The organism is Orrella marina, assembly GCF_003058465.1.
Lineage (GTDB): Bacteria > Pseudomonadota > Gammaproteobacteria > Burkholderiales > Burkholderiaceae_B > Algicoccus > Algicoccus marinus.
Genome location: NZ_CP028901.1, coordinates 3,293,808 through 3,318,599 on the forward strand (window position 1 = coordinate 3,293,808; position 24,792 = coordinate 3,318,599).

The 24,792-nt window shown below is 57.6% G+C and carries 16 protein-coding genes; 3 read left to right on the forward strand and 13 right to left on the reverse strand.

Translation table 11 applies throughout. From position 1 onward, the window contains the following. Positions 1–101: 101 nt before the first annotated feature. From DBV39_RS15015 to DBV39_RS15025, 3 genes are all read left to right on the forward strand, one after another. Entirely contained in the window at positions 102–1,457 is a 1,356-nt protein-coding gene (locus DBV39_RS15015; protein WP_108622228.1) for a DUF2868 domain-containing protein, read from the forward strand. Continuing rightward, positions 1,454–2,857: a GTPase/DUF3482 domain-containing protein gene (locus DBV39_RS15020; protein ID WP_108622229.1), complete on the forward strand. Its 1,404-nt coding sequence runs from the start codon at positions 1,454–1,456 to the stop codon at positions 2,855–2,857. Before DBV39_RS15015 ends, DBV39_RS15020 begins: the two co-directional genes overlap by 4 nt. Before the next feature lie 164 nt (positions 2,858–3,021). Next, positions 3,022–4,356, forward strand: a complete 1,335-nt coding sequence (locus tag DBV39_RS15025) for a DEAD/DEAH box helicase (RefSeq protein ID WP_108622230.1) — start codon at positions 3,022–3,024, stop codon at positions 4,354–4,356. A gap of 197 nt (positions 4,357–4,553) precedes the next feature. Here DBV39_RS15025 and DBV39_RS15030 read toward each other — a convergent pair whose 3' ends face one another. The 13 genes from DBV39_RS15030 to bcsB all read right to left on the reverse strand — a co-directional run bounded on the left by DBV39_RS15030 (position 4,554) and on the right by bcsB (position 24,788). Then, a complete protein-coding gene (locus tag DBV39_RS15030; RefSeq protein WP_108622231.1) occupies positions 4,554–8,720 on the reverse strand; it encodes a cellulose synthase subunit BcsC-related outer membrane protein in 4,167 nt (1,388 codons plus the stop codon). Then, a complete protein-coding gene (bcsQ, locus tag DBV39_RS15035; protein ID WP_108622232.1) occupies positions 8,717–9,448 on the reverse strand; it encodes a cellulose biosynthesis protein BcsQ in 732 nt (243 codons plus the stop codon). Before bcsQ ends, DBV39_RS15030 begins: the two co-directional genes overlap by 4 nt. After that, on the reverse strand, positions 9,445–9,684 hold the full coding sequence (gene bcsR, locus DBV39_RS15040; protein ID WP_108622233.1) for a BcsR/BcsP family cellulose biosynthesis protein: 240 nt from the start codon (positions 9,682–9,684) through the stop codon (positions 9,445–9,447). Before bcsR ends, bcsQ begins: the two co-directional genes overlap by 4 nt. Then, positions 9,681–11,255, reverse strand: coding sequence for a cellulose biosynthesis protein BcsG (bcsG, locus tag DBV39_RS15045; RefSeq protein WP_227870935.1), 1,575 nt, complete (start codon positions 11,253–11,255; stop codon positions 9,681–9,683). Before bcsG ends, bcsR begins: the two co-directional genes overlap by 4 nt. Continuing rightward, positions 11,186–11,359: a cellulose biosynthesis protein BcsG gene (locus tag DBV39_RS20090; protein ID WP_227870660.1), complete on the reverse strand. Its 174-nt coding sequence runs from the start codon at positions 11,357–11,359 to the stop codon at positions 11,186–11,188. Before DBV39_RS20090 ends, bcsG begins: the two co-directional genes overlap by 70 nt. Before the next feature lie 277 nt (positions 11,360–11,636). Further along, positions 11,637–13,259, reverse strand: coding sequence for a BcsE family c-di-GMP-binding protein (locus DBV39_RS15050; RefSeq protein ID WP_108622234.1), 1,623 nt, complete (start codon positions 13,257–13,259; stop codon positions 11,637–11,639). Between the two features lie 239 nt (positions 13,260–13,498). Further along, positions 13,499–14,782, reverse strand: coding sequence for an alginate O-acetyltransferase AlgX-related protein (locus DBV39_RS15055; RefSeq protein ID WP_108622235.1), 1,284 nt, complete (start codon positions 14,780–14,782; stop codon positions 13,499–13,501). 14 nt (positions 14,783–14,796) lie between these two features. Continuing rightward, complete coding sequence (locus DBV39_RS15060; protein WP_108622236.1) at positions 14,797–16,203, reverse strand: MBOAT family O-acyltransferase; 1,407 nt, start codon at positions 16,201–16,203, stop codon at positions 14,797–14,799. Positions 16,204–16,211: 8 nt separating this feature from the next. Further along, complete coding sequence (locus tag DBV39_RS15065) at positions 16,212–16,889, reverse strand: cell division protein FtsQ (protein ID WP_108622237.1); 678 nt, start codon at positions 16,887–16,889, stop codon at positions 16,212–16,214. Beyond that, the gene (locus DBV39_RS15070; RefSeq protein WP_108622238.1) at positions 16,886–17,548 is read right to left on the reverse strand and encodes an SGNH/GDSL hydrolase family protein; all 663 of its coding nucleotides are present in this window, start codon (positions 17,546–17,548) and stop codon (positions 16,886–16,888) included. The genes DBV39_RS15065 and DBV39_RS15070 overlap by 4 nt, the downstream gene beginning before the upstream one ends. Positions 17,549–17,573: 25 nt before the next feature. Next, positions 17,574–21,206 (reverse strand): cellulose biosynthesis protein BcsC, encoded by a 3,633-nt coding sequence (locus tag DBV39_RS15075; RefSeq protein ID WP_108622239.1) that lies wholly within the window; start codon positions 21,204–21,206, stop codon positions 17,574–17,576. Beyond that, on the reverse strand, positions 21,185–22,390 hold the full coding sequence (gene bcsZ / locus DBV39_RS15080) for a cellulose synthase complex periplasmic endoglucanase BcsZ (protein WP_108622240.1): 1,206 nt from the start codon (positions 22,388–22,390) through the stop codon (positions 21,185–21,187). The genes DBV39_RS15075 and bcsZ overlap by 22 nt, the downstream gene beginning before the upstream one ends. Before the next feature lie 7 nt (positions 22,391–22,397). After that, positions 22,398–24,788: a cellulose biosynthesis cyclic di-GMP-binding regulatory protein BcsB gene (bcsB, locus tag DBV39_RS15085; protein ID WP_108622241.1), complete on the reverse strand. Its 2,391-nt coding sequence runs from the start codon at positions 24,786–24,788 to the stop codon at positions 22,398–22,400. Between the last annotated feature and the right edge of the window lie 4 nt (positions 24,789–24,792).

Genomic DNA, 24,792 nt, shown 5'->3' on the forward strand with positions numbered 1-24,792 from the left:
TGCCAATGCACCGGCTCATTTGTCACAACTCGACGCGCCGATGTGAAGTGCTAACCTCGAAATGCTAATCTTTTAGCGATTCTATTGCTGGCAGGTGCACGTTGATCAAAATCTGGTGCTATCACTACATTTCGAGACTGGAGCTCCGCGACGGACTGTTTCACGATGAGTCCATCAACCGTCAGGTCGGGCAAGCGCATGCTGTTGCGTCTGACCAGTTGGTCGAACGAGCCTGTTGCCTGGCTCAGACCAAGGGTCTGCTCGCGCAGTACAGCCAGATCCGGCATCTGATCGGTTCGGCGATTGTCGTGCTGCTTGTTCTGGGCCTGATTGCCGGTGGCAGTGCAGCACTGGCAGCCCTGGGGCCGGGAGCTACCCCGGTCAATGTGATCTGGAGCCTGATGGGCCTGCTGCTGATGCCGACCATCACGCTGATCCTGTGGCTCGTGTCGTTACTGATGCCTGGAGCCGGTGCCCCCTGGTTTGGACGAATCTGGCAGACCTTGCTCAACCGTTTCATAGGCCGATCGGATCTGCTCGATGCCTGGCATGCATGGCTAGACACGACGCGTCAGAGCACAACCTTGCGATTGTGGATGGGGCTGATGTCTCACCTGGTCTGGTTTGCTCTGCTGCTCGGTGGCGTTGTCACCATGCTGGCGGCTTTCAGCTTGCGCCATTACACCTTCTTGTGGGAAACAACCTGGCTGTCGGTTGACGTGTTTGTGTCGCTGGCCACAGTGATTGGTGCGCCAGCCGGCTGGCTGGGGTTGTCGATTCCGGATGCCAAAGCAATCGCCGCCAGTGGCAATCAGGCGCTTGTTGATCCGGTTGTGCGCATGCAGTGGGCGAACTGGCTTGTGGGCGCAATTGCCGTGCTGGGTGTGCTGCCTCGAATGATGGCGGGTGCAGGGTGTGCACTGGTGATCTGGTCCCGACTGCGTCGCCAGAAACCTGACCCGCAAACAGCCTATGCGCAGGCTGTTCTGGCGCAGATCCGGCATGACGTCGGTACACAACTGCCTGATGGCCCACCGGGCGAGGCAGACCGGTTTGAGCCGGTTGACAGGATCCCCGCGAATCAGCAGGATTTCAGCGGATCAGTGGTTGTTGGTGTGGACATGACGGCGCTGCCCGACTGGGTGAGTGCCCGGCCCGGACTGGGGGTGGTCGATGACAGAGACAGCCGGCAGGAGGTGTTTGCAAGGCTTGAAGAGTATCGCCCCGAGCGGCTGCTGATTGTTGTCGATGGAGGTCAGACACCCGATCGCGGCTCGGTGTCCCTGGTACGGGATCTCTCAGGCAAGGCGGGACAGGCCAGGGTGTATTTGCAGCCACGTGCCTCCGGTCTGCAGCGAGACGAGCTCTGGCAGGGCAAGCTGGTGGAGTCAGGCTTGCTGGCACCGTTACAGGATCAGGCGCAGGCCACAGCGTGGCTGCAAGGGGAACTGGCATGAGTCAGCAACACCGGCCAACGATTCACATCGCGATCGTTGGCCATACCAACACGGGTAAGACCTCTCTGTTGCGAACCCTGACCCGCGACCGGGCGTTTGGCGAAGTAGCCGATGCACCCGGGACCACGCGCAACGTGCAGGCTGCTTTGTGCTGGCTGGAGGGCAAGGAAGTCCTGGCCTGGTACGACACGCCTGGTCTTGAGGACAGTATTAGTCTGCGGGACTGGATTGAGTCGATTCCGAGTGACGGCAGGCGCCTGGAAGGCTCTGATCGGGTCGAGAGGTTCCTTCAGGATGAGCACGCTGCCCGCCGGTTCGAGCAGGAGCGACGGGTTCTGAAGCAGGTTGTGCATAGCGATGCAGTCGTCTATGTCGTGGATACGCGTGAACCGGTGCTGCCCAAGTATCGGGACGAGCTGTATCTGCTCAATGCATGTGCCAGACCGGTTCTGCCTGTCCTGAACTTTACGGCCAGTCAGGGGGCGGATCCTGAGCCCTGGGTGCAGGCGCTCGCGCGGCTGGGCCTGCATATCCACCTGAGGTTTGATACGGTCACCCCGCCCATCGATGGCGAGGCACTGGTGTTCCAGATGCTGGGCCAGCTTTTGTCGGTGAACCGGGCCGTTTTTGACCGACTGGCAGAGCAGGCACAACGCGCCCGCAGGCAGCGACGCCAGGAGGCGCTGGAGCTGGTTGCTCAGATGCTGGTGGATGTGGCTGCGCTGGAGGATTTCAGTACGGCGTCCGGGAGCGCCACAGAAAAAACAGTTCGCAAGCAGCAAGGTGATGTCAGAAGTGCAGAGCAGCGCTGTGTCGACGGCATGCTGCTTTTGTTCCAGTTCGGCCGTGATGACTATTTGTCTGGTGATCTGGCCTGGTCAGATGGGGGCTGGGATTCTGATCCGTTCAGTCCAGACGCCATGCGTGAGGCTGGCGTGCACCTCGGAAAGGGTGCGGCCGCCGGTGCACTGGCAGGGGCGGCCGTTGACGTCATGAGTGCAGGGCTGACGTTAGGCACGGGCACGTTGATTGGTGCTGCAGCAGGGACTGCCTGGCAAGGAATTGAGCGCTGGGGCACGGATTTGTTTGCACGCGTCAAGGGAGAGCGCTCGGTTCGGGTGAGTGATGCCGTGGTGCTGGTGCTGGCGGTGCGCCAACTACAGTTGCTCGATGCGCTGGAGCACCGGGGTCACGCAGCACAAGGTCCGGTACGCCTGACGCAGGAGTGGAATGCAGAGGCCCTTCCAGGAAACGAACTGCTCAAACTGCTTGCCACTGCCAGACGTCATGACGAGTGGTCTTCTCTGCGAGGTGCCTGCGAGGATAGTGAGGCACGCACACGCGTGGTGGAGCAGGTTTGCTCGCTTTTGAATGATGCGATGCAGCACACAAGTGAGTAATCAGGTTACACTGACTGTGACGTCGCTTGTACCAGTCCCCGCGGCGATGCTGGCCTTGCTGCGCCAGCCGCTCATCACATTGATGAGTTTCATCTAAAGATTTCGCATGTCCTGATTGGAGTTGGCCGACAAGGCTGACCGACATCGCGAATGGAGTATCAATTTTGTCTACAAATCAAATGTTTTCTGGCCTTGGGCTGGATGATCGCCTTGTTCGCGCGTTAAGTGAAGAAGGCTATGAGAAGCCAACCCCGATCCAGATGCAGGCTATTCCCGAAGTGCTCGCCGGGCGTGACCTGCTGGCCGCTGCACAAACCGGAACCGGCAAGACGGCCGGCTTTGCATTGCCTATTCTGCACAAGCTGATGAGCTCCCCGGCCAAGGCAACTGCCCCCGGCGCACCTCGCGTGCTGATCCTCACCCCGACGCGTGAACTCGCCGCCCAGGTGCATGAGTCCGTGGTGACCTATGGTCGTCATGGTTCGGTGACCTCGCTCGTGATGTTCGGTGGCGTCAACATCAATCCGCAGATCTCGGCCTTGCGCAAGCGAGTCGATGTTCTGGTCGCGACCCCAGGTCGCCTTCTGGACCACGTCGGACAGAAGACGCTGGATCTCTCCAAACTCGAGATCCTGGTGCTTGACGAAGCCGATCGAATGCTTGATATGGGATTCATTCGTGACATTCGCAAGATCATGACGCTGCTTCCCAGGGCGAGACAGAATCTTCTGTTTTCGGCAACGTTCTCTGATGAGATTCGTGAGCTGGCCAAAGGCATTCTGACCAATCCCGTTGAGGTATCGGTTGCCGTTCGTAATGCCACTGCAGATCGCGTCGAGCAGAAGGTTCACATGGTGGATCAGTCACTCAAGCGGGATCTTTTGAGTCACATCATTCGTGGCAGTGGCTGGCATCAGGTTCTGGTTTTTACCCGTACCAAGCACGGTGCCAACCGCCTTGCCGAGAAACTGGTCAAGGACGGCTTGTCTGCGGCTGCGATCCATGGCAACAAGAGCCAAAGTGCTCGCACCAAGGCGCTGGAAGGTTTCAAAACCGGCAAGCTCTCGGTGCTGGTCGCAACGGATATCGCTGCCCGTGGCCTGGATATCGAGCAGCTTCCTCAGGTTGTTAACTTTGAACTACCAAATATTCCCGAGGATTATGTTCACCGCATCGGGCGAACAGCGAGAGCGGGTGCCCACGGCCAGGCCCTTTCTCTGGTTGACAAGGACGAGGTCAAGTATCTGAAGGCGATCGAGCGACTGATCAAGCAGCCCATCGTGCAGACCGCTTTGCCAGATGACTGGACACCTGGTCCAGTGACTCCCGAGGCACCGCGTCCACCCATGCGGTCACATCGCCAGGGTCAGGGACAAGGTCGTGGTCAAGGTTCAGGGCCGGCCAGAGGACAGAGTCGCGGTGCCGCAACTCCAGGGGCCCGACCCCATACGTCATCAAGCAGACCGCAGCGATCGACCAGAGCGCGACCAACCGCTTGATGGTTAGATGATCTGAAGGACAAAAAGCCGGGCTTGTGGTGATTCACAGCCCGGTTTTTGTTTCCGGATGGTGCTGGCCCGTATCAGGCTACTGTCGGGTCAAGATGACCATGTCTGTCGGGTTCTATGAAACCGAAGGGCGACGTGCTGGCTGGAGTGTGCAACAGCGCGAGCGCACCAGATATCATGCCGGATACTCAGTTGAAATCCACATAGGGGGTCAATCCAGCTGGTTGCAGCTGCAAGTCTCCCCGCCACGGTTTGAAGAAATATTTCAGGTACACCATCACCCGATTGGGCGCGTAGTTGTCCTGGCTTCTTTGCAGATCAATGGCAGCGCCCGCTACCCAGTGATTGCCTAACCTGCGCTCGATGGCGCCGCGCAGCGTGTAGCCAAATCCCGTGCCTGTGCTGCCTGTGCTCATGTTCGAGGCCATGATGCTGCCCGGGGTGGCGCCTTGACTGATCAGCGCGTTGACCGGTCCTGGCATGGCGCCCATCAGCGGGTAATACGTTTGATCGTTTGTTCTGGCGACTGACACCGATACGGATCCCTGAATGTAAAACGACCAGTCATCCCAGCGCCGGGCATAGCTAACAGGTAGTCCTAGCGAGGCGTACATCTGCGGGCTGTAATAGCCACCTTGTCCAAACGTGAAGTTGCTCAGATCCCGGTCATAGCGCCAGTACATGGCGTTGACCCCGGCAGTCAGCAACTCGTTGGGTTTGTTGATCAGACGGCGATAGTATCCGCCCATCAGACGCAGGCGGTTGTTGTCCGCTACGTTCGTTCCGGTGAGCTTGTGATAACCGATATTGGCCCAGACACCATTTTCCAGTCCCTCATCCCAGCTCAGACTCAGAGTAGCCCCTGTGGCGAGAACGCCTCCCCAGACTGTGCCTGTTCCGGGGTCCGTCGTGCCCGCCAGAGAAAGTAGCGAGTTTGCCAGCGGACGCCGTGAGACCGTCACGCGCCAGCCCATTTCACCCAGATCACCTTCAAAGTTGACACCCCCCACCCAGTTGGAGACGGCGAATGTGGTGGGCGTGTGGCCAATGTCAAACCCCCAGTTCTCACCCTGCCATCCCAGTGCCATTGCTGTGCCTTGAGTGGTCTGTGCGGGCACATTGCTGCACCCGGGTAGCGATACGGACTGCCCCGTGGCGGTCTGGCCGTCGAGGATACATGTGCCAAACCGTTCGGTGATCTCGCCATTGCTGCTGGTGTCGAATGAGCCGGCATTCATGGTGATGTAGTCTGCCCGAAGGAAACCGGTACCTGACTGAACCGGCATATCCAGTTGCAGCATGGTGGTGTTGGCCCGTAGCTGAGACACACCAGGTGTCCCGTCTTGCCTGAACCAGGAATCAGAACTCAGTGTTAGTGTCGGATTGTTCTGCTGGTAGAGTTCTGCTGCATCAGACCGGATGCTACTTTGAAGCCAGTCCTGGGGTTCGTCAGGCGTACGCATGGCGCGCGTGAAGCTTGAATCATCCAGGGCTGCGGTCGCGTTGGACGGCTCCACGGAGTCAGAAGTGGTGTCCGGGTCAGAGGGATCGAAGACCGCTGGTCGCAGCAATGGCGAGGATGGCGTCGGGGTTGGCGGCGGAGTGAGAAGCCCAGACGCTACCATGGCGGTTCGATACAGATCGAGCGCGCCCTGCGGATCATCTGCTGCGATCAGACGGGCGTAGTCTCGATAAACCAGTGGATCCGCTGGGCCTGGGCGTTCGGTGAGTTTCCTGAAGATGGCAAAGGCCTGGGGCTTGTCGCCAGCGATCGCCAGAATCATCGCCAGCCGTCGCGAAGGCCCAGTCTCTTCGATTGGCACCACTGGCGGGTTCGCGACCAGACGTTGCCGCACGTCGTTGAGCTTGCCTTGCGCGATCAGCACTTCGAGTTCGCCGAGTCGGGCGTCGATATTGTCCGGTTCTTTCTTCAGTATTTCCTGGTAAATCTTGAGAGCCTTGGCATCACGGCCAGTCGCGAGTGACCATTCAACCAGCTGGAGCGCGAGCGCCGTGTTTTGTGGGGGTTGCTCCAGAAGGGCGAATGCACCGTCCACATCGCCCGAATCGTAGAGTGCTTGTGCCTTGGCAATGAGCAAGCGTGTCTTCAGTCGAGTTTGTAACGCGATCATATCGTCCGTCCACTGCGCACGCGGCACGGCATCAAGCGCGGTGATTCCCGTTTCCCATTGATCGAGCGACTCCAGCAGCAGGCCGTACGCATAGACACTGATCGGGTCTTTGGTAAATCTGGCCAGATGGCGTTGATAGGCTTGTAATGCCGCCTGGGGCTCGCCTGCCTGCCGAAGGCTGTTAGCCAGACGAAAGCTCAACCAGGGGTCGCCCAGATCCAGTGCTTGCGCCTGCTCCAGCCATTGAGATGCTTCGAGCCAGTGGCCTTGTGCCTGCGCGGCAAGCGCCTTGTTTTCCAGATCTGCGACTTGCAAGCCGCGTCGCAAATCAGCCAGGTAGCGCTGTTGAGACGCAGGAAATGATTTGAGTCGCTCCAGGGCGACCGATGGTTCAAGCGTCGAGAGATACGCCAACAGACCACGTATCGCCGTCGAGTTGGCTGGATCCAGGTCAAAGGCCTGACGATAGTAGCGCCACGCTTGCTCATTCTGGCCTTGCCCAAGCGCAGTATCACCGAGTCCAACCAGCGCAAACGGGTTCTGAGGGTCCTGCTCATGGGCTTGCTGATACAGTCGGGTGGCGAGCGCCCAGTTCGACTTCTCCAGTGCGGTACTAGCCTGATTGAGCAGCATCCAGTACTGTGTCGAGTCGATCAGACTGACCCAGCGCCAGGTCGAGTCGACAAGCAGTTCGTTTTCTTTGGCGAGCTCGAAGTACTTGAGTGCCTGAGCCCGGTCGTTCATGCGCAGGTACGCCAGCCCGAGGCCCCCTAGCAACTGGGGATCTTCAGGGTAAGCCTTCACTGCAGCCCTGAGTCTGGAGAGGGCCTTCTCTCCTTCGCCAGCTTCAATCATGTCCAGACCCAGACGGCCGGCCACCCAGACCGGATCGTCGAGCAATGCGCGCTGGCGACGCAAAATGTCCAGGGCTTCTGTTTCCAGACGGGTTCCTGCGTAGCGCACCACAAAGTCTCCCCACAACGTGGCGGATCGCTCGGTGACAGGCAGGGTGCTGAGATACTCAAATTCGCGCGCAGACGCAATCTCGCGCTGACTGGAGATTCTGGAGAGTTCGTGCAGGTACTGCAGACCCTGTTCAGGCCTGTCATCATCAAAGCTGTAGTTGGCCAGTGCGATCAGAATGTCCGGATGACGGGGGTACTTCTTTAGGAGTGCCTGGAGTTGCTGGTCTGCCTCCTGCCGGTCAACCTGTTCGCGCCCGCGTAGCCGCCAGTACTCGACCGCCAGATCCACCGTCGGGTAGGCACCCTTGAAGAGTGCGTCATATTCTTTGCGTGCGTCGCCTACACGCCCGACCGCAGCAAAAAGCCTGGCTTGCGCCAGCAGTTTTTGTGCCTCCTCGGTCGTGAGCTCAACCAGTGCTTTTGCCTGGGCCAGTGCTTGCGATCCGGGCGCTACTTCCTCAAGGGTCTTGAGATACAGACGGGCCGTCTGGACGTAACCCAGCACCAGAACCAGCCAGGAGTAGGTTTCCGCGACGATCAGCATGATGCCGAAGAACGCATCGAGCGGGTCATCCAGGTTCAGAGTGGAGCTGTAGCGCCACCAGAGGTAACGGGTCGAGACCGTCAATGACAGCACGATCAGCACGAATGTGGAGAATCTTGAAGGGATGCGCTTGACCACCAGTGCCATGACCCACAACAAAGCCACGAATATCGACTGGGCGAGCAGACTGAACGGCTGGGTCACCAGCAGGGCGGCAAGCGGAAAGCTGATGATCACGACGCTGCCGTAAATCAGCACCCGGGTGGCCAGACTTGATGTGGCATGCATCTGTGATAGCCGCCGCATACTTGCAGCAGACTGAAGGCGGTTCGGGATTCGCCCCAGGAAAGCCAGATAAGTCTGCCGGATCTGCCGGGCAGACTGCCTGATGCGCTTGCGCAGTCTGGACGCACCTGGCTGGATATGCCGCACGGGCAAGACCGTGACAACCCAGAGAAGTTGCAACAGATAGCGGACTGGATCGGCGAACTGATAGGGTCGATTGTTCAGATGGGCAAACCACGGATGCATGCGTGCCCTGAGGGCGATCCAGCTCTGACTGTCGAGTCGTAGAAAAAGGTGGGCCAGAATCATGCCCGCAGCGTAGAGCAGCGAAGTCACGCGTCCCATCTCGCGATTGATACGCGCGCTTTGGTAGGCGGAGTGTATCGCCCCCTGTGATCGATGACTCAGAAGGAAATTGCGTCCGTTCATGGTCGAGCCTTCACATGCAGCTGTAACCAGGTAGCCAGTGATTGCGCATCCAGTGAGGCACTGCAATCCGGAAAGGCGCGTGTGACAGGCGTCATCAAGGCCAGTGCTTCATGCACGCATTCATCACGCTTGACCGTCACCGGTAGCAGTCTGTCGTGGTAGCGCGCTGTCCAGTCGACGATCAGATCGTTGGGCAGATCCCTTGAAGGGTCCTGCATGTTGGCCAGCAGCCGGGCCCTGGCGGGCCAGGATGTTTGTGCTAACAAGATATGGCATGCCACATCGACACTTGCAACCACGATCCGCAGGTCAAGGACAGTTTCAAGGGCTTCTTGCGTTGCCAGATGACAGGGCACACCGATCAGTATCCAGTCTGGTGACGGTTGCAGTCTGACGAGATCCTTGAGCCAGTTGAGCGAACCCGTCTGTGCCGTTGCCTGGAGTGATAAATCATGGTCAATGAGTCCAAACCGTCCGAAAGGAATCAGCGTTAACCCTTGTGTGATCTCGAATGCATGCTCGTTCCAGGACTCTCCGATTTGCTGGCCATGCGCCCAGCCAGTCGGATCTTCAAACGATACGTTAAAGTGCAGTCGGAGCATGTCGCTCGTGTTCAGATCGATGACCAGTACCCGCTGACCGGAGTCCAGTAAGGCGTCGGCGAGCATGGCAACCATGCTGGTGGTGCCAACTCCACCCCGCAGCCCTTGTATCCCGATCGCTCTCATGAGCCCTCCGTCTCGACCAAGGGCCCGCGTGATCTGCTCGAGCGATGAGCATGCAGATCAACCTCGGCTAGCAGCGGCCAGCGGATGAGAGCATCTTCGCGTGCCTGCTGTGTGGCAATGTCGACGTAGTGGAACTGTCCGCCCGGCAGATGCTGTTTAAGCGAAACCAGATCATCAGCAGGTCGAAGCGTGCTGCCGGTATGGAGTTCGAAGACGGAATCAGGAGCGTTGTTCATTGTGGGTACTCAATCCAGTTTCTGCCACCCAGGCGGATGAACGGCGAGTCCTGGTAGCGCATCACGATCGTGCCGTCATTTTCGTTGATGTGCTCGGTCTCGGGCAGCCCCTTGATCAGCGCTTCCCAGTTGATACGGGTCTCTTCGAAGGTGTTCTCGTTCAGCACTCTGGCAATCAGATCAGACAGCGCCAGAAAGCTGGTCGGCCCGGTGACATGAACAGGCGAGACGGGTGATGTGTCGGCAGTGCCGATCAGACGCACGCCCACTGGTACGTGAGTGATGTCATAGGTCGGAATCTCGCGCATGCCGGCAATCTGCATCTTGTCGGCTTTGAGTGCTGCACCATGCTCAGGAATAAAGATGACCATCACCCTGCGATCGCTCTGTTCGAGTTCGGTCATAAACTGCATGATCCCGTCGAGCAATTTCTCTGCCCGGGGCCGATAGGGTGCGGTGCGGCCTCCGCCGTCAGCAGTCGCTTCACGGTTGCCGTCATGCAGTGTGATGGTGTTGTAAAGCAGTGCGACCCGGTCTGCGTTCTCGTTCAGACGCTTTTGCCACCAGTTGCTCAGGGTGCTGTAGTCGTCCCAGATCGGGGATCCATCGAACCCGGTCAGGCTCGGTCGCATGTCGGTCGGGATGTAAGGTGCAGGCAGGTTGCCGTTAGTCCGGATCTCGTCCAGAAACCCTTGAAATTTGCCATCGTGGTTCAACGCCGCTTCTGATGTGAAGCCAAGGGTGTTCAGGGTCTGGAACAGATAGCAGGCCGAGTCACCTTCCTTGTAAAGATCGGCGTGGGGCGTCTGACCGCAGTTTGCCCTGAGCATGCGCAAGACAGCGGGACCGCTGTACGACGTTGAAGAGCTGAAGTTGTCAAAGATGACATCCATGTCCTTGAAGATGGGGTGAATAGTCATGTCCACCTCCTGCAGGTCGGACCAGGCCAGTGAGCAGATGCTGATGACCAGGATGTCAAAGGGCGGTCCTGACGTCGTTGAAGGAAAGTTCACGCGACGCGTGCTTTCCCGCTTGTAGAAGTCGCTTAGATAGGAGTTGAGGACGTCGTCGGTGGGTTTGCCTGTGGACGCAGCAGGTCCTTGCGCAACAACCTCTGGCATGTCGGCGGCACCTGCGCCCGTGTTCGGGGCTATCGCACGCTGGGCCTGGGCGATGGTTGTGATGGCAGGCTGGGTGATCCAGGTCGGTAGTGTGACGTACTGGTTCAGTGCGATGCCTGTCAGGGTCAGCACGGTCAGCGTCGTGAGTCGTAGCCACTGGTAAAGATAGAGGTATACGACCAGGGTGATGAAACCTGCTCCGACGAGTTGCCAGTTGATGAAACGTTCAATCAGTTCAAGCAGGTACCAGAGCGAGAAGCTGAAGACCTCAGGTTGCGCCAGAAGTCGTTCGATGGGCGGGTACCAGGAGTCGTGGTACAGCAGGGCGATCGCGAACGGGATGGCGATGATGTGACGGATCCTGTTGAGCCAGCCATGGCCTAACGGAAACAGGAGTGCCGCAGCAAACAGGATGTTGTAAAAACGTTGAACTGCAGGTAGCCATTCCAGAAAAGCAGCAGCTTGATCAGAAAATAGAAGTTCCAGTGCCCAAGTCCGGTCCAGCGGACAGTCGTGTCCGGTAGCGTCCGCGAGTTCACTTCGTTTGATGGCATGTTGTCCTGCATGAGTTGGTGTGCGGCAAGGTCGTTTTAACTGGTCAGTTCAATTAGCGTCGATGTTTATGTGAGGAATAGTCGATCCGACGGTTCCATGTGTCAGCATGCGCGAGCGGTCGATATCGGTAAGGGCTCAGTGATATGGAGGATTGGCAGTTTACGACTGTTATGTGCACGCCGTTGATAAGTTTGAGGGTTTAACTCAGGTCGCAGCATTGAGGGATGTTCCAGCATGATTGCTCCACGATAGCGGGCGCGCGGGTGCGCTGCCTGCCTAAACGAGTGACAGGCGGACACGCTGCGGCGCATAGCGAATGGCATTCTCGCCCGGTGCTGACTCGGTAGCCGGGTCTGTCGATGCTTGTGGCACATCATCAAGCTGGCTCATTCTCTCTTCGATATGCTGAAGCGCGCCTTGAATGCTGGACAGATCTTCGAACACAGTGTGGTTGATGAAGATTTCGTCAAACGGCAGGCGAAACAGTTGTTGCAAGACGGCGGGTACTACCTCGGGTAAACATCCGTGCAGAAAAACGTAGACCTCGTCGGCAACACTGCAGGCCAGATCTTCAAAACGCCTTATGTTCAGCTGGTTCAACGCCTGCTGCGCAGAAAGCCCGGGCACTGGCTGCATCGAGACCAGCAGACCTAGAAACTCCATCGACTTTTTGTTCGCTTTTGATGCGCCATTCTTGGCCCCGGTCTGTCTGGAGTCTTTCAGATCCTGTTTGATTCTGGCGTGAACTCGGGTGAGGAATGTCGATGGTGCGACGACCCCATGAACTCCTCTGATATCCTCTTCGGGGAACAGTGAATCGACGGACTGGCTTAGCTCCCGCGTGTAGCGCACCGTCTGGATATTCTCCAGCAAGGACTTGAATCGCGTGTAGCTAAGATCCGTACCAAGCACGAGCGTGGCGCCGCAATCGAGCAGATTCTGTTCGTCTCGCAGACGCAGTTGACTGATGCTCTCTCGCACCACCAGTTTGATTAATGGTCCACGCTCGCGTCGCAAGGAATGGATGAGTCGAGCGATCTCGGGGAGTTGCTGAAAGCTGTTCAATGCAAATATGACTGTTGCGTTGACTTGCTGTCGGGCCCGTTCATACACCTGCTCCCGAGAGTCTATGATCTCCCAGCCAGCTTCGTGGATTTGCCCAAAATCCTTCAGCACGGATCGCTCGATGATGTATCGATTACCATCGGCCACCGTTGGCATCGGGTCCTGTGCGGTCATATCCGCTTGAACGTGTAGTTCGTCGACTTTCTGAATGATGCTGAGGTTTCGGACACCTGTCACACCGAGTGCCGAGCGCCAGTATGCGCAACGATATTCCAGCTGCGTCTCGGAGATTCTCGTTAGATGCACGAGCCCGGCCAGCAAATCGTTGTTCTCCAGCATGGCACTGCTGTTGCGCGTCAGGTTGCCGCCTGTACTCAGGATGAGCGCGGCACAGTCATTCTTTGCAATCCATTGTTGCGCGCTGGCAAGTATGGCACGACGGTGTTCCTGGCTTATCTGGCTAGTGACACTCTCTGGCAGCATCAGGATGATGGTGCGCTGATGCGGCCGAATTGTTGCATCAAGATCATTCGTCAGTGTTTTAAGTGCAGTCAACGACCCTTCGATAAAACGAAATGTTCTGAGATCGTGCGCCGAAATGGTGTCCTGCATTCGCTGAACTGATGCCGATGCATCCGATGTTGTGATCAGTACTCCTCGAGTGCTGACATCAGCTTTTCTGAGGATCTGACGCAGCAACAGTGTGCAGTCATCCCACTCATCGAAATTGATCAGATAGATGGCACCTGTGCGCAGGCACTCCATTTCGACGGGGAGTCCGTCGATGGTGATTCTGTAAAGAAAATCCGGAGTGCTACTAGTGTTGTCTGGCATGGCTTGCCCTCGTGCGTGACTCTGACCTGTGTTGACGGCCTTGTTGCAGCGTCGTTGATTGATAACCTATAACCTATAACCTGTAAGGCGATAACTGGTAAAGGCCTTGCTCGTCTGCTCCTGGTCAGTATGGGACAAATGGGACAAATGGGACAAAAGGGACAGAGGCTGGATTCCGGTCGTTCCGCTGACGATCGTGACCAAGGAGTTGCGCGCATATACCGAATTAGCTGGTCTCATCAGCGTGTCGGCAGGTTATCCATCCAGGATTGCTCGTGCGCAGAGATGGGCATTTGCAAGACGCGCTCGGGAATCTCCCAGAAAACTACTTTTGGTGGTGCTTGCCGGTACTCATTCGATGACAAGTATTTCTGTGCGGAGCCCCAGAAATCTCCACCGTCCATGGCAAAGCTAGGCACGGGTGTCTGTAAGGCCATTTCGAGAAACGGTACGAATGAAGATGTCCTGGAAAACGAGGTTCCGATCAAAGCTGCCGAGGGCAGGTTGGTGTCACCGAACAGGTCCAGTGCAGTGTCATTCGTGTCGCTCGTACCGTCGCCCACATCAGACTCGGTAAGGGAGTTCAGTGTCTGGATGGGGTGAATTTCGATTGGCTCAACGACATCCGGTTTGGGTCGTAGCGATAGTGGCAACCAGTCGATGCCTGCCAGACGAACCAGGTCGCCATCGCGTGGCTGTCGTTTGCCCAGGCTGAGCGCATAAGACTGTCTGGGCGTGAGATCCATATTCAGCAGATCTACTGTGCTGGCGATTGCCTGTGCCGATCCGTGAGCGCCGGTTTGAGTCCAGTGTGTGTCCGTTTCAAGGAATGCCTGTTCATTGCTCGTTTGACCGTTTCTCTTGTCGCTCGCTTCGTTAATCGCCGTCAACCCTTCCAGAAGCGACGTGTGATGCACGCCAGCGTCGGTCAGGGCCTGCTCCCAGCGTGCGAGACGGTCTGCGCTCGAGTGTGGGCGATAGACGTTACACAGTTGTGCCTGCTGGACCCGGCTCTTGTCCGGGACGGTGGCCACCACCAGTTCTGTCCCATTGGCTTTGAGGAGATCGCGTACTCTGATCACCGTCTCCAGGCGTCTTGCAGCATTCTGTGTGGCGTATGGGTACACCGACAGCTCATCAGTCAGGAAAAGCCAGTTTTTACAGCCTCGCCGAACGCGTGGCCCGAGGGATCCCGTGATGAGCCAGCTCGCCGCGCGCTCTGCGTCAGCCAGGGCAGTGGGCAGAGGCGTATCGGCGATTTCGTCTGCCAGATGCAGAGCACTCTCACCGCTGAGGACCCCTTTGAGGCTCCATGTCGAAGCGTTTAAATCGATCCGGCCGGTTGCAAGACTCCAGGCGATCGAAGCCGCGCCAGCCACAAGCGTGAGCAGCATGACAAGTCCGGCAATCCGGGCGGCAGACTGCGAGGGTTGTGCCGGCTGCTCATCATCAGTACCGGAGTTGGTCTGCCTCAGGTTTTGAGGGGAGACGTTCTTGACTGTGTTCATCAGGGCGGTCTTCATGATATGCCTCTCCCTTAGAACTGAAAATAAAGGAAAGGCACGGCCTGCCGGCTTGCAATCAGCGCCATGGCCAGAACGAACCCGAACACAGGCCACAAATCCGCGAACGCCAGTACTGGGCCCGGCGTAAGTCGTCGTGCGGTATCGCGTGCCAGCGGTGCGACGATACATGCCAAGCCCAGTGCGATCGCCACCAGTTGTGCAGACTGCAACGTTGTTCTGAGAGCCTCGCCCAGGGCCCATCCCTGCATTCCGATCTGTGCTCTGTATAAAGACAGCGCACTCTCAAAGTCGGTTGCGCGAAACACCACCCATGCCATGCAGACAAACAGCAAGGTGCCTGCCCTGGAAATCAGCCCTGGTATCGCCGGCAGGCTCGAGCGGCTCCAGATCCGGGCGGTGGCCAGTGCGAACCCATGCAAAAGCCCCCAGACCAGAAAATTCCAGTTGTCGCTGCCGTGCCACATTCCGGCAATCGCCATGGTGGTGATCAGGTTGGCGTATGTGCGAATAGACCCCTTTCGGTTTCCGCCAAGCGGGATGTACAGATAGTCCCGGATCCAGGATGAGAGCGAGATATGCCAGCGACGCCAGAAGTCCTGAATACTGTTGGCCAGATAGGGGTGGTTGAAGTTCTCCGGGAACCGGAACCCCAGCATCTGTCCCAGGCCGATGGCCATGGCACTGTAGCCGGCAAAGTCAAAGAAAAGCTGCAACGAATAAGCCAGGCAAGCGAGCCAGGCATCCATGAATGTTGGTTCAGGCAGGGCAAAGGCCGTTTCAACCAGCGGGGAGAGTGTGTCGGCAATCAGCACCTTCATGCACATACCGACCATGAATCGGCGCGCGCCCAGTGCAAAGCTGTTCCAGCAAAACGGACGACTGGCGAGCTCTCGCTCGACCCACTCGTAGCGGATGATCGGACCGGCAATCAGTTGACCGAACATCGCAAGGTAGGCGCCAAACCACACAAACCGTCTCTGTGCCTGAACTTCCCTGCGGTAGACATCCACGAGATAGGAGATCGATTGGAGGATAAAAAACGACAGGCCGATCGGCAGCACAATCTGCTGCCAGGCCACCGACATCCCGCCTGCATAGACGATCAGGTCACTAAGCGTTTCTATCAGTATGTTGATGTATTTAAACCAGAACAGCGTCGCGGCGTTGATGACAATTAACAACACCAGCACCCATTTGCGTGAGCGATTGTCAGCCAGACGATCCAGGACCAGACCACCTGCCCAGGCTAGCGCGGTGACACCGATCAGCAGTAGTAGGAAGGCTGGACTCCACCAGCCATAGAAGATCCAGCTTCCGATCAGCAACGTGGCATTGCGCGCCGGCTTTGGGCAAAGCGCATAGATCGCCAGAAACGCTGGCAGAAAGAGCGTCAGGAACTCGATCGAGGAGAAGATCATCGCAAGACTTAGTTCGCGACAGAATCTTTGATGAAAAACAGACTGCGAGCGGGATCGCCTGGCACCAGGAACAGGCTGTAACGCTCACCAGCTTGCAACGTACCCATATTCAGTGGTTCACCAGTCGGCGTGCCCGAGCAGGTCAGTTGCACCTGTAACGGTACCGGATTGATCTGACGGCGTGCCCATTTGCCCACTTCACCGTTTTCAAAGAGGAACACCTGTCTGCCTGCGACCTGGACTCCCGGTTGTTTGCAGTCTTCATTCAGGTCGTAGAACGCGACTGATGCCCGCACGGCCGTGAATCCGTCGCCTTCCTCACGGACTTCACGGATCTGCAGTTTCTGGTCAGAGTCAAATCCGAGCACCGTGACGAACTCGCCAGGCAGGATCTTGACCTGGACTGATTCGGTATCGGTGCCCAGCCTGAGCGTGCCGCCAATACTGGTCCCCCCAGTGACTGGCATGTAAGGACTTGCTCGGGACGAGGTAGTCAGCTCCAGCGAGGCATTCGAGTCTGCCGCCTGCACGCTGAGTGTGTCATCCGTGCTTCCATTGACGAATCGCACGAAAGCAGAGTCCTGGGCCGGGCCGGTCGGGTAGAGTTTGATTTCTGTGGCCTGAAGGCCAGATCCCGTCGACAGGCTCAGGACGCCAGTGAGGGTGGCGGCAAAAGCAGATTTCATTTCTTTTCTAGTTTCTGAACGGTCGGTGATTCAAGTAGTTCTTGTGTCAGTGCTTTACCCCAGGACTGATAGCCTGAGCGGGTGAAGTGCTGACCATCGCTGGTTGCCCATTCTCCTGGCTTGGAAAGCTGTGTGGAATCGATATATTCACATGGTGCCACGTTGGACGCGAGAAATGCTGAAACCTGCCTGGTGCGAACTTCGGTCTTGTGGAACTTCTGTCCTTCTGTGCCCCACGGAGGTCCAATCCAGACGCACGCAGTGCCAGCTTTAGCAATTGCTTGCGTCAAGCCAGTGACTTGCTGCCAGGCCCAGGTTTTCGGGAAAACGGGCTCCTTGTAGGCGCCCAGGGTATCTCCCATCACGACGACCAGAAGATTGGGCTTGTATCGCGCGATCATCTGGTCAATTTCGATGGTCGACGTGCTCGCTGGCAGCACCTTGACCTTGCCGCCTGGCTCACGTTCAGCCGCGCCACATGTTCCTACTGTTGGCTTGAGCCAGTCACTTGGGTTGGTTCCACACACACCAAATGTGCGCACCTCGGCGCCCTGCTCCTCAAGCCCTGAATGCAACGAATCGATCAGATAATAGGGGACAGTCAGATGGCTGTCCCCGACAATCAGAATCGATAGCCCTGCTAACGCTGAAGTCAACATGGTCTTCCCCTCTTATGTTCTCAAATTAACGACCGTAGGTGATTCCGTATGGTGACCGATAAGGCTGAACTGGTAAATCAAGTAAAACGTTGCGCTGTGGCTGGAAGTAGTATCGAAGGTAAATACCGCCCGCCCACTCCTGATAGTCCTGTGCGTTGTCGGCACCAAATGTTGCACCAAACACCAGGTTGGGGTTGAGCCGGTACTCGGCTGATGCTCTCAGGTTATAGCTAAATCCGGTCTTGCTCTGGCCCGGATAATAGCCGCTACCAAACAGGTTGTTGGCGCCCGCCATCTGCTCTGCATACGCCTGCAACTCCGGATTGTTCGGAAATATGGGCGCATCAGACTGTCTGAACTGCTGCATCCCGACTGCACCGTCAAACCTGAAACTCAGCGGACCAGAACGGTGCGCCCAGGATACGGGCACTGACAGGGCGTAATACTGCTGGGGACTGAAGTAACCGCCACTGCCGTAAGTGAAATAGCCCAGATTCTTCTGATAGAAGGTCCCGTTCAGGTTGACACCGGCCATCAGCCTGGTGTCTGACTCTTCAATGACCCGGAAATAGGCACCCAGATTGAACTCGGTGCGCTGGTTGGTTGCCACATTCTTGCCTCTGAGGCTGTGCCAGGCAGCAGAACCGTAAATGCCGGCTTTGCCGAAATCTTTAGAAAGAGTCAGGCGGGCGCCCGTGGCCATGACGCCACCCCATTCGAGTCCGAGATCATCGTAGCGACGACCTGCAAAGGACAGCATGCTATCGGTTACGGGCCGACGTGAAATGTCCAGGCGATAACCCATCGTCGCGGCATTGTCGAGCGTGCCACTGAAAAGCGCTCCGCCTGTGAAGTTTGTCTCCTGAAATCCGATCGGCGTCACACCTGCGTCGAACTGCATGCCGCGCAGGCTATAACCAACGGACAGCCCAACACCGCTTTGACTCGAGTCATTAACCCGCAACGGGCTGTACTGCAGCAGATTGGCAGGACCGACGTAGGTTGGCACACTGCCGATCGCACCAGCGTCGAGCGTGACGGGGGTGACTCTGACATTCATTCGGCCATTCCCAACGGGAAATGATGCTTCCATCGGCGCCTGGACTTCTGTCAGTTGACTGGTGCCCGATTCGCCACTCCGGCTGCGGAATTCCACGCCCCCAATGGCTTGCGCGCTGCGCTGCTCGTACAGCGTCTCGAGTTCTCGTGCCAGATCAGATGAAGTTGCCGCAGCGACCTGGGTCGGTTGTGTGGCAAATGGATTGCCGGTTGTGTCTGACGGCTCTGTGCCCGCGGTGCGTGCGGACTGTGTGTCGGGGGCTTCGAGTGCTAACGCTCGCTCCAGCAAGGCGACTGCGTCTCCGGTTCGGCCCGAGTCCCTGGAGATGCTGGCAGCCGAGACCAGCACATCCCTGTTGTCGGGAGCGAGTTCGACCGCTTTCTCGGCTTCTCGAGCTGCTTGACGGTCATTGCCCATCTGCTGGGCAAGCAAAGCCAGCCCCAGGTGAACTTGCGGGTTGTCAGGGTCGGCAGCAAGCAGCTTTTCGTAGATGGCGAGCGCTTTTTCCGGCTGGCCGGAAGCAGCATACATGCGGGCCAGTGCACCCTGGGCCGCCAGGTCATCGGGGCGACGCTTGAGCACCGGAGCAATGACATCGTAGGCAGCTGCGAGTTCGCCCCTGGCGGTCAACTGGTCTGCCTGTCTGACCCGATAGCCGTCAGCGAGCGCATCGACTTGTTCACGTTGGGATGCCGTCAGCTTGCTTTCCTGCAACTGGCGCAACATGAGTGAAGCGTCCAGATCTTGTCCGGAGGCCAGCAACAAGCCCGCATAAGCGATGGTCGCGTTCACCCCGCGAGTGCCCCCTTCATTACGGATAGGCTTGAGCAAGGCGAGTCCGCGACTGGTTTCGCCGATATCGACGTATGCGCGGGCGACTGCATTGGTGACAGGCCAGTCATTGCCTGCATCGCTACGAATCTGTTCGAGCCACTTGATGGCTTGGGCTTTCCGTCCAGAGCGAGCCATGTTGACTGCTTCCCTGATCTGCAGCTGACGATTTGCGGTCGCGTAAAGCTGATCCATGGGCGCGGTGCGCAGATCCGCTGGAATACGATCCAGCATTCGCAGCGTCTGGTTCCAGTTCTGTTCTTCCGATGCCATGATGGCACTGATGTAAAGCACTTCCGGATTGTCGGGACTGGCCTTGACCAGGTCATTGATGATCTGGTCAGCCTCCTGGGTGCGGCCAGCGTCACGGTAAGTCTGAGCCAACTCGTATCTCACCCATGGGCTCTCCGGATTCGCCAGTAGCGCCTGCTCCAGCAGTCTGCTGGCCTCGGCCGGATCACCAGAAAGTCTGGTGGCACGACTCAATCCAAATAGTGCCTGGGAATCACCTGGCTTGCGCTTGAGGATGGCTCGATAGGCATTGGTCGCCTGAGCAGTCTTGCCTTCCTCAAGCAGAATGTCCGCAAGCACAATGTTGGCAGCCACCTCCCCAGGAGCGAGTCGCGTACTCTGTGTTGCAATGCGGCGTGCCTGGGTCAGGTCGCCTGCATCCAGAGCCGCCTGTGCTTGATCCACATTTACCCAGTAGCGGGCCGTATTGAGGGACGACTGCCAGGCGGCATTGCCGCGGCGAGCTCGTGTGAGGTAGTCCAGTGCCAGCTTCCAGTTACCTTCCCGCATGGCTAGCACGCCCATTCCGCCGAGTGCTTCAGAGTCATTCGGGCGCTGGGTCAGTATTGCCTCAAACTCTGCTCTGGCAGTTGCCGTGTTGCCTGCATCAATCTCCTTGAGTGCGGCATTTGCGCGCTGGCGAAGCGGGTCGGGGGGCGCCTTGGGGGCGGGCTTGCTTGCCTCGGCGGTAATGGCCTCACCTTCTTCGAGTAGTTCGCGAATTTCCGTGTCATCGGGATGCTTGTTCAGGTACTCACGATAGAGTGGCTGCACTGATGCTTGCGGGGGGCTGAGCCAGATCAATGCATCGCGCCAGCTTTCAGCCGCGTCATTACCGATTTCCGAGTTGGCGGACAGTCGGGCCAGACGGGCAATGCCTTCGGTCCGGGTTTCTTCCTTGCGAGCCAGATGCCGGGCAAGCGCCAGTTCGAGATTCGCATCTTCAGGTGACTGTTTTTGAAGACGCCTGAGGTTATCGATCGCGACATCCATACCACCGGGCGTATAGCCAAGCAACGTGTAATAGTCCCTGCCGACTGATCCCACGGGCTGCTGCCCCTGAAAGATCTGCTCGTACTTCTGAACTGCGGTGTCGACATCAGACGATGCAACCGCCTGACGCACATCTTCCAGGAGTACCTTGCTTTGTGCGGAGGCCAGCTTGATGTCCTGCCGGAGCTGGACCACGAGCGGGCTGGAGGGATTGGTTTGTTCCAGTCGCTGCAGGTAGCTGCGTGCACGGTCGATGCGACCAGCGCGCAGATCGATCGTGGCAAGTCCGTATAGTCCTTGCGGATTGTCGGCACTGACTTCGAGCAGCTTGTTCCAGGCCTCTGCTGCGCGCTTGCTGTCGTCCCGTTGCTGCCAGAACAGGCCGCGCTCAATCAGCGCCTGGTTAATGTCGTTCTGCGCAAAACTGGCCTGGCTGAGTAACGCGACAAGAACGCCACAGGCTATCCGGTTGTGTTTAAACACCCTTTCCCCCAGGTCAGAGATAACGTTCCGTCAGGTCGGAAACGGTACATATTGTTGAGCCACCCCAGTCCGAAGAGGCTAAGGACATAGTCGTAATAGGGCGGTTGCTGGTCGATACTGGCTTCAAGTCCAGCAGTCCTGAGTAACGCTGAGTTCACGCGCTGATACTGTTTCTCCAGTAAGTCAGGTTGCCGGTTGGCGACAAAGTAAGGTAGTAGTGCCGCAGAGAATCCGAATGGTCCATTGCGATAAAGCTCACCAGTCTGGGTGTTGACGACTTCAGGGGGGAACTGCTGGCTGTCATTCCGGGTTGCAGTAATCATCCCGTCAAGCGACTTCAATATCCGACTGTAAAGCGGATCGCGGTGATCAGTCATGCCAGCCCAGAGGTAGGTACGAATGGCGTCATAGCTGCCATCGGGGCCTTTTCTGGGATCGACCATGAACGACGGTGGTGATTGCTTTGCCTGGTAAGTGGTCCAGTTTGGTGCAAAGCCCTTTGGTGACGTTTTGGCGATCAGGGTCGCTGTGTTATCCGCGATTTTCGACCAGGGGCCATTGGGTCGTTCGAGTGCAAGGCGCCGTAACAATGGGACAGGCATGTAACTGGCATTGAGTTGCCAGGTTTGCTCTTCCGGATTGAAGAACCACTCGCGGCCAGGCAGAAGCATCTCACCAAGCCCGGGTAACGAATCGACCTCCTGTGCCTCGATGAGATCCAGCAGATTGTGAGCCTGCCTCGTGTAAGTGGGTTCGCTCCAGAGGCGGCCGGCTTCGAGCAATGCGTACGCGTACCAGAGATTGGCATCCGATGCGGAGTTTGGGTCTAGCACCCGCCAGGATCCGTCGTCGGCCTTGCCCCATATCCATGCCGGCAATTGGCGGGTGGGGTCGCCACCGCTCAGGTTGTCGATCGACCAGTTCCACATCCGGTCGAACTGGTCGCGGTCGTCGGCAACCAAGGCAAAGAACATGCCGTAAGACTGTCCTTCTGACGAACTGTGCTGCATCGGTGTACTGGCGTCCAGCACCCTGCCGCTGTCCTGGATGAAGTGGTTCTCGAACGCACTCCACAAAGCCCACTCTGCCTTCTGGCAGGTCGTGCTCGTAGCGGACAGCGCTGGCTGCAGTACCATCATCACCAGAAAACTACCAAGTGCTCCGATCTTGCTTGCTCGCATCATGTGCTCCTCACGAGCCTTTTCGGCGACGAAACAGACGTCTGTAGACGGATATCAGAAAAAGCAGCAACAGCGCCAGAAAAATTGCACCGACCCACCAGTACGACAGAGCACCTGGCCAGTACTGGACGATGGTCCATTCAAGTCCGCGCCAGAATCCGAGTTCTCCAATGGAATAACTGTACTGCGAAGCCAGTGGAGTCACCCCGTTTGGGTGGATGACGGCAAGGCTACCCATCAGGTTGCCACTGAAATCGTCTCCACCCAGCAACGCTTTGTTCACCAAAGCGAGTCCCTGTGGCTGACTGCTTGCGATCAGCACAACACTGCGGCCAGGTGCGACGGGTGATTCGAATCCGGCAACAATTGCTACTTCGCCGGCACTATCGTAGACGAGGTCGTTACGTACTGGGCTCTGGACCGTGCGCGGATCCGGTGGGATCCAGTCCACCGATCTGAAGAGAAGATCCGATGTTCCGAATCGCTTTCGCTCGCCTGCCAGCATGGCCGGCATGTGTTCTGACCATCCCTCGAGCCAGCGCTGGTCGCCGGAAGAGATGATCACAATGTCTTTGTCTGTAACTTCCAAACCAGACTGACCCAGTCTCACGGTGAGGTGGGTGCCGGGATAGCCCGTCGACGCGCCGAATCGACCCATCAGTGTCAGATACGCCGAGACATCTTCGGAGGAGGGGGGCGATGCAAGGATGACGGCGGTCTGCGAGAGATCCGCGAGCCGTGTGTATGGAAAGCCGGTCCTGCCAAAGGCCTCGAGGTTCGGTAGCGGCATGAAGTGCGGATAGCCGCTGAAGTCAATTGTCGAGTCCGGATCAATCCGGCCGCGTACGTTGTCGATGATGATGTCCCGACAAGCACCTTCCTTGATGTAGTCAAACATGAACCGGAACTCAAGCTCAGACTGAGACTTCAGCAGATCCAGCGGAACCCCCATCTTCACATCTACAGGAAACATGGAACCAGGATCGAGTTTCTTAAGCCACGATTCGTCCTTCATCTCTTCGGCTGATTCCAGTGAGAAAGAGCGCAGAAATTGTTCGTTGGCGCTGACGATCAGTGCGGAATCTGTCGTGCCCGGTTGAACGGTGTAACGGTAGCGCAGGTCGACTGGAACCGGGTGTGCTCTCCAGCCAAACAAGTCGGGAGGCAAACGAAGGTCCATTCTTACGGGGCCACCTTGATAGCCGATCGAATTCAGATTCTGCTCTGGAATCAGCTCGCCGAACCGGACCGGTCGGTCGGTACGAACCCAGTTCGGTGCGTCATACGGCTGCCGAGGATCGATCTGGTCGATCTGGCTGATTGTGACAGCCTGCCCGGTCAGTGTGGCCGCGCCTGTGACGAGTGCTTGAGCGGCCTGCCTGATCTCCTGTGCGTTGCGACCCATCACCCATAGCAGCTTGCCACTGGAGTCGTTCGGATTGGCAGTAATGGCCAGAGTCGGGCCCGAGACAGCCGGCAATGATGCTGATGTGTCTGATTTCATCAGCACGATGGCATTACCTTTGGCGGGATAGCTACCATCGAGGTGAGCAGAAAACAATGCGCCGCGGTAACTGGCCAGAGCGCCAAACCATGACGCGATCATGCCGGCCGACTCCAGCGTCGTCTCCGTTCTGTCATTGGCAAAGACAATGGGGAGTTGTAGTGTGCGAGAGTCACGTTGGTCAAAGAATGGAACCGGGAGCTTGGACAGCTCGTTCGGCAGGGGGATGTGATCCACATTCAGTGACAAGGTACTTTTGTTGCTGATGCTGGCCCACAGGCTGGAATGCAGGGGGTCTTCGCACTCCAGGGTGTAGTGACCAATCAGCTGAAATCTCAACTGGTTGAATTCGGTGAACAGATGTGCGGGCAGATTGATATTTCTTCTCAGCGTTCTGCCTGCTTCGTCACGTGGCACCGGAATGGAGAAGGCAATCTCGTCATTGACCAGAACGTTGATATGAGAATACTCACTGAGCAGAGCGGGTGAGTAGCTATAGGTCAGGTCCACTTCGGCACGAGTGACCAGCTCGTCAGCCCTGACATTGAAAAATACACTGTCACTGCCGTCGATGCCGCGCAGGCTGAAAGGGTAGCGTGCACCGAGCTCTTCGAAGGTGTAGCGGTGATTGGGCTCAACGACCTTGGGCGGGCGCGATGGAATCGGTGACGGTGTTTCCAGTGACTTCAGATTCAGTGCCGGTGCTTCAACACTCGTCGCAGACGCAGATGCTGACGGCAGTGTAGGCCAGGCGGACGGGTCCGGATTAAGTTGCTGACCGAAGGCCACGCCTGTGCTACCCAGCGTCAAAGCCGCAACCTGCATAATGGCAGCAAACGCAAAAACCGCAGTGGCCGGTGCTGGACGTAATTTGCTGGACAAGAAGGCGGTTTTCATTGCT

What these genes read in the sequence shown, in the direction of transcription:
- DBV39_RS15065 (WP_108622237.1), bottom strand. Translation starts at nt 16,889, where the DNA reads ATGAAATCTGCTTTTGCCGCCACCCTCACTGGCGTCCTGAGCCTGTCG.
- DBV39_RS15060 (WP_108622236.1), bottom strand. Translation starts at nt 16,203, where the DNA reads ATGATCTTCTCCTCGATCGAGTTCCTGACGCTCTTTCTGCCAGCGTTT.
- DBV39_RS15070 (WP_108622238.1), bottom strand. Translation starts at nt 17,548, where the DNA reads ATGTTGACTTCAGCGTTAGCAGGGCTATCGATTCTGATTGTCGGGGAC.
- bcsB (WP_108622241.1), bottom strand. Translation starts at nt 24,788, where the DNA reads ATGAAAACCGCCTTCTTGTCCAGCAAATTACGTCCAGCACCGGCCACT.
- bcsQ (WP_108622232.1), bottom strand. Translation starts at nt 9,448, where the DNA reads ATGAGAGCGATCGGGATACAAGGGCTGCGGGGTGGAGTTGGCACCACC.
- bcsZ (WP_108622240.1), bottom strand. Translation starts at nt 22,390, where the DNA reads ATGATGCGAGCAAGCAAGATCGGAGCACTTGGTAGTTTTCTGGTGATG.
- DBV39_RS15030 (WP_108622231.1), bottom strand. Translation starts at nt 8,720, where the DNA reads ATGAACGGACGCAATTTCCTTCTGAGTCATCGATCACAGGGGGCGATA.
- DBV39_RS15055 (WP_108622235.1), bottom strand. Translation starts at nt 14,782, where the DNA reads ATGAAGACCGCCCTGATGAACACAGTCAAGAACGTCTCCCCTCAAAAC.
- DBV39_RS20090 (WP_227870660.1), bottom strand. Translation starts at nt 11,359, where the DNA reads ATGCCATCAAACGAAGTGAACTCGCGGACGCTACCGGACACGACTGTC.
- bcsR (WP_108622233.1), bottom strand. Translation starts at nt 9,684, where the DNA reads ATGAACAACGCTCCTGATTCCGTCTTCGAACTCCATACCGGCAGCACG.
- DBV39_RS15050 (WP_108622234.1), bottom strand. Translation starts at nt 13,259, where the DNA reads ATGCCAGACAACACTAGTAGCACTCCGGATTTTCTTTACAGAATCACC.
- DBV39_RS15020 (WP_108622229.1), top strand. Translation starts at nt 1,454, where the DNA reads ATGAGTCAGCAACACCGGCCAACGATTCACATCGCGATCGTTGGCCAT.